Annotated in this window: 2 protein-coding genes and 1 pseudogene; all 3 read left to right on the top strand. The window is 45.4% G+C overall.

The features are described from left to right. Positions 1–141 precede the first annotated feature (141 nt). The 3 genes and pseudogenes from ACFE90_RS36410 to ACFE90_RS36400 all read left to right on the top strand — a co-directional run bounded on the left by ACFE90_RS36410 (position 142) and on the right by ACFE90_RS36400 (position 4708). Positions 142–2403, top strand: a complete 2262-nt coding sequence (locus tag ACFE90_RS36410; protein ID WP_375507107.1) for a glycoside hydrolase family 65 protein — start codon at positions 142–144, stop codon at positions 2401–2403. Positions 2404–2517: 114 nt separating this feature from the next. Beyond that, positions 2518–3186: pseudogene (gene pgmB / locus ACFE90_RS36405) on the top strand (beta-phosphoglucomutase); the annotation flags it as partial. Positions 3187–3358: 172 nt separating this feature from the next. After that, positions 3359–4708 (top strand): ATP-binding protein, encoded by a 1350-nt coding sequence (locus ACFE90_RS36400; protein WP_375507106.1) that lies wholly within the window; start codon positions 3359–3361, stop codon positions 4706–4708. Positions 4709–4773 lie beyond the last annotated feature (65 nt).

Genomic DNA, 4773 nt, shown 5'->3' with positions numbered 1-4773 from the left:
GCATTAGCTTAAAGACTCGTTTATCCACCTCCGAACTCCGTTAATCCACCTCAGAACTGGATGAATCCACCTCCGAACTCCGTTCATCCACCAAATTTCCCCATTCCCCATTCCCCATTCCCCATTCCCTACTCCCCACTTATGCAAACAAAAGGTAGTTCTCGCAATTTTATCTACACAGACTGGATCTTAATCGAAACCCAGTTTGACCCTGAGCAATTGCACTCTAAAGAAACCGTCTTTACAATCGGCAATGGATACCTGGGAACAAAAGGCAGTTTTGAGGAAGGTTATCCTCATGCATTGCCTGCTACTTTCATCAACGGTGTCTACGACGATGTGCCGGTGGTATACACTGAACTGGCAAATTGCCCTGACTGGCTACCTTTGGTAGTGATTATAAATGGCGATCGCTTCCGTCTCGATCAAGGTGAAATATTGCGCTACCATCGCCAGCTTGATTTACGCTACGGTCTTGTGAACCGTTACTTACGTTGGCGCTCTCCCAGTGGAAATACTATAGATATTAACTTTGAACGCTTTGCTAGTTTTGCAGATCGGCATGTGTTGGCGCAACGCTGCCATTTAACACCAGTAGATTTTGATGGGTTAATCGAAGTTCAGGGAAGTATCAACGGCTATCCAGAAAATCAGGGTTTTAATCACTGGGAAGGACTAGACCAGGGCAAGACTGACCAAGGAATCTGGTTACAACGCCGCACCCGCCACTCCCGAATTGAAATCGGTATGGGCGCAACAATGAAAGTATCAGGCACTAAAGCATCTTTGCAAGTCAGTACCGCACCTGGTTATCCAACCTTGAGCATGACCTACCTGGCTAAATCACAACAGACCGTAGCAGTAGAAAAAATCGTGACAGTTTTTACCTCGCGGGAGACTGAAACACCAGTTTCAGCAGCTACAGAAAAACTCGCGCACCTACCAGACTACGCAACACTACTAAAAGCCAATCAGCAGGCATGGGATGAGGTGTGGCAGCAAAGTGACATCCTCATTGAAGGGGATAGCACAGCTGCTTTTGCTGTTCGCTACAATCTATTCCAACTGCTGATTGCTGGGTCACGCCATGATGACAAAGTGAGCATTCCTGCTAAAACTCTTTCTGGCTTTGGCTATCGTGGTCATATCTTTTGGGATACAGAAATTTTTATGCTGCCCTTTTTTCTGTTTACCCAACCAGCGATCGCCCGAAACTTACTCAGTTACCGTTGGCACACCTTACCGGGAGCTAGACGCAAGGCTTCCCATTACGACTATAAAGGGGCAATGTTTGCCTGGGAAAGTGCTGATACCGGAGATGAAGTAACACCACGTTGGGGACTCAATAGTGATTTTTATGGTGAAGATGTGCGGATTTGGTGCCGCGATCGGGAAATTCATATTAATGCAGATATTCCCTACGCCGCTTGGAACTACTGGCAAGCCACTGGTGATGATCAATGGATGCAACAGCGCGGCGCAGAGATTATTTTGGATGCCGCTATTTTCTGGGGTAGCCGAGTCGAATTCAATTCTGAGCGCCAACGTTATGAAATTCGGGGAGTGATTGGAGTGGATGAATACCATGAATTCGTCCACAATAACGCCTTTACAAATCGGATGGCGCAATGGCATTTAGAGAAAGCGATCGCAGTTTATGATTGGTTGACTCACAAGTTCCCCGAACGAGCCACTGAACTAGAACAGAAACTAAAACTCACTCCACAAGAGCGATCGCACTGGCAAGATATTATCGCCAAAATCTTGTTTCTCCATGACCCATTAACAGAGCTAATCGAGCAATTCGAGGGATTTTTCCAATTAGAAGATATCAACTTAGCAGATTATCAAGGGCGCGATCGCTCCATGCAAGCCATCTTGAGTATTGAGAAAACCAATAAATGTCAAGTAATCAAGCAGCCAGATATATTGATGCTCCTTTATTTAATGCGGGAATCAGCAGATTTTCCCTACAACGAAAAAGCATTGCAGACCAACTGGGACTACTACGCACCCCGCACAGACATTACTTATGGTTCGTCCCTTGGCCCAGCAGTTCACGCCATTTTAGCTTCCGATTTGGGCAAATCAACAGAAGCTTACGAAGTGTTTATGCAGGCGTTAATGGTGGATCTTGAAGATAACCGAGGTAACACCAGCGATGGAATTCACGCTGCTACTGCTGGTGGCGTTTGGCAAGCTGTAATTTTTGGATTCGGTGGCATTCAACTAACCGAAAATGGCCCCGTAGCCAACTCCCATCTGCCTGATGGCTGGACACGCCTGAAGTTTAAACTGCACTGGCAAGGAAAATGGCACGACTTCGATCTACGCAAAGGACAAGTCACATCGCTTCGCTCCGAGACGCTGCGCGAACGCTCCGAATTCAAAATTCAAAATTAATGATCCCTATAAACAAATTTAGTGTCAACTAAAATATCTCCAACTTTCCTCTCCTCAAATTCCCCCTCATCTCCCCCAATGCTCCATACCCCATCCGCCAACTCCAACCCCATGCCCAACATCCAAGGATTCGTCTTCGACCTAGATGGAGTGCTAACAGATACAGCAGAACTTCATTATTTAGCTTGGCAAAAGCTAGCAGATGAAGAAGGTATACCATTTAATCGACAAGCGAACGAAGCGCTGCGGGGTGTATCCCGTCGTGCTTCCCTGATGCTGATTATTGGAGATAGACCGTATTCAGAAGCACAAATCGAAGAGATGATGGAGCGTAAAAATCGCTACTATGTAGAATTGATTCAAAACATGACATCCAAGGATTTATTGCCAGGTGCAAGCGCCTTCTTAGATGAACTGCGGCAAGCTGAGATTAAAATTGGTATTGGTTCAGGTAGCAAAAATGCCCGCACAGTGATCGAGCGATTGGGCATTGCCGATAAAGTAGATGCGATCGCTGACGGTTATAGTGTACAGCAGCCTAAGCCAGCACCCGACCTATTTCTGTACGCAGCCAAGCAGCTAGGACTCGAACCAGCGCAATCTGTAGTTGTAGAAGATGCCGCAGCAGGCATTGAGGCGGCTCTAGCCGGTGGTATGTGGGCAGTAGGACTCGGCCCAACTGAACGAGTTGGAGCCGCTCATGTTGTTTTGCCGAGCTTAGAAGGGGTCAAATGGGCAGATTTAAGAGCTAAATTAAGCAATATTGCCAGACAAAAATATTAAGGCACTTCCAATTGAAGAAGAATTCAGAATCAAGACGCGACGCTCGAATACTCGCTAACGCTGCGCTATCGCGGACTCGTTAACGCCCTTGGCGTTTCTCTTTCTCGGCTAACGCTAAGTAGGGAATCTAAAATAAAACGCAAATTTAGATATCTAAATTAGGAGTCAGAGCGTGAATTTGGACGAATTAGCCTTACAGATAGAGAGTATGCGTAAGCGCGTCGCCCTTTTGCAACGCCAGAGTGAACAGCAAAATACACAGGAAGATATTCAACTCCTTACCGCACTATTAAAAGAAGTCCACCTAGCTTTGGAAGAACTGCAAATAGCTCATGAAGACCTACAGCAGCAGAATAAAGAATTATCCAATGCCCAACAATCCTTGATAGCACAAGGTCAACGCTACCAGGAACTATTTGAGGAAGTACCAGACGCTTATTTTGTAACTGATGCAAAAGGGTTAATTCAGGAAGTTAACTTAGCAGCCACCACTCTGCTCAATATTTCCAAAAGTTTTTTGTTGGGCAAACTCCTGGGGATTTATGTGATTGAGAAAGAAATAATTGCTTTTCATTTGAAACTGACTCATCTGCGCGATCATGCCGAAATCCCAGACTGGAAAATGCAAGAGTGGGAAGTAAACCTGCGACCACATAACAAAACGCCAATTATTGCTGCGGTTAAGGTGGTTGCTGTCCGTAATCAACAAGGTAAATTAGTCGGTTTGCGGTGGCTATTGCGGGACATTAGCGAAAACAAGCGAACCCAAGCCAAGCTGCAATGGGCAGAACAGGCGATGCGACAAGCGCTTGCCAAAGAAAGGGAGTTTAGTGAACTTAAATCCCGCTTGCTCACCATCACCTCCCATGAGTTTCGTACCCCTTTGGCTACTATCCACTCTTCTGCGGAATTACTAGAATATTATCGCCATCTATGGAGCGACGAGCGACAACAAACCCACCTATGTCGCATTCAAACATCAGTTATGCATATAAGCCAGTTGTTGAATGATGTATTGGTGCTGAGTCAGGATGAAACAGGCAAGCTAGAGTTTAATCCAACACCCCTAAATTTGGTGGAATTTTGCCGCAATTTATTAGAAGAATTAGAACAGAGCGATCGCTCACAACATGCGATTGCTTTTAGTAGTGAGTGCCAATCTACAAGAGCTAATTTAGACGCAAAACTACTGCGGCAAATCTTGACTAATTTATTCTCGAATTGTCTAAAATACTCTCCCATCGGTAGCACAATTAAGTTTTCTGTTACCACTGCCAACGAGCAAGCTATATTCCAGACTCAAGACTCTGGTATTGGCATTCCCGCTTCTGACATTAATTACATCTTTGAACCCTTCCATCGCGCTAGTAATGCAGGTAATATCCCAGGAATGGGATTGGGAATGTCCATCGTCAAGCAGGCTGTAGATTTACATGGCGGCGAAATTTTTGTCGAAAGTGCGATCGGTGCAGGAACTACCTTTACCGTAACTCTGCCATTTTCGAGAAATTTAAATATATAGCGGCTTGCATAGCTTTTAGGGACTTCCAAATAAAAAAATATACCATCGCTATAGAGGCAGGAGGC

The sequence above is a fragment of the uncultured Nostoc sp. genome (genome assembly GCF_964245445.1).
Lineage (GTDB): Bacteria > Cyanobacteriota > Cyanobacteriia > Cyanobacteriales > Nostocaceae > Nostoc.
The sequence above is the reverse complement of the archived record's forward strand: the minus strand, read 5'-3'. Positions and strand labels throughout refer to the sequence as shown.

What these genes read in the sequence shown, in the direction of transcription:
- ACFE90_RS36410 (WP_375507107.1), top strand. Translation starts at nt 142, where the DNA reads ATGCAAACAAAAGGTAGTTCTCGCAATTTTATCTACACAGACTGGATC.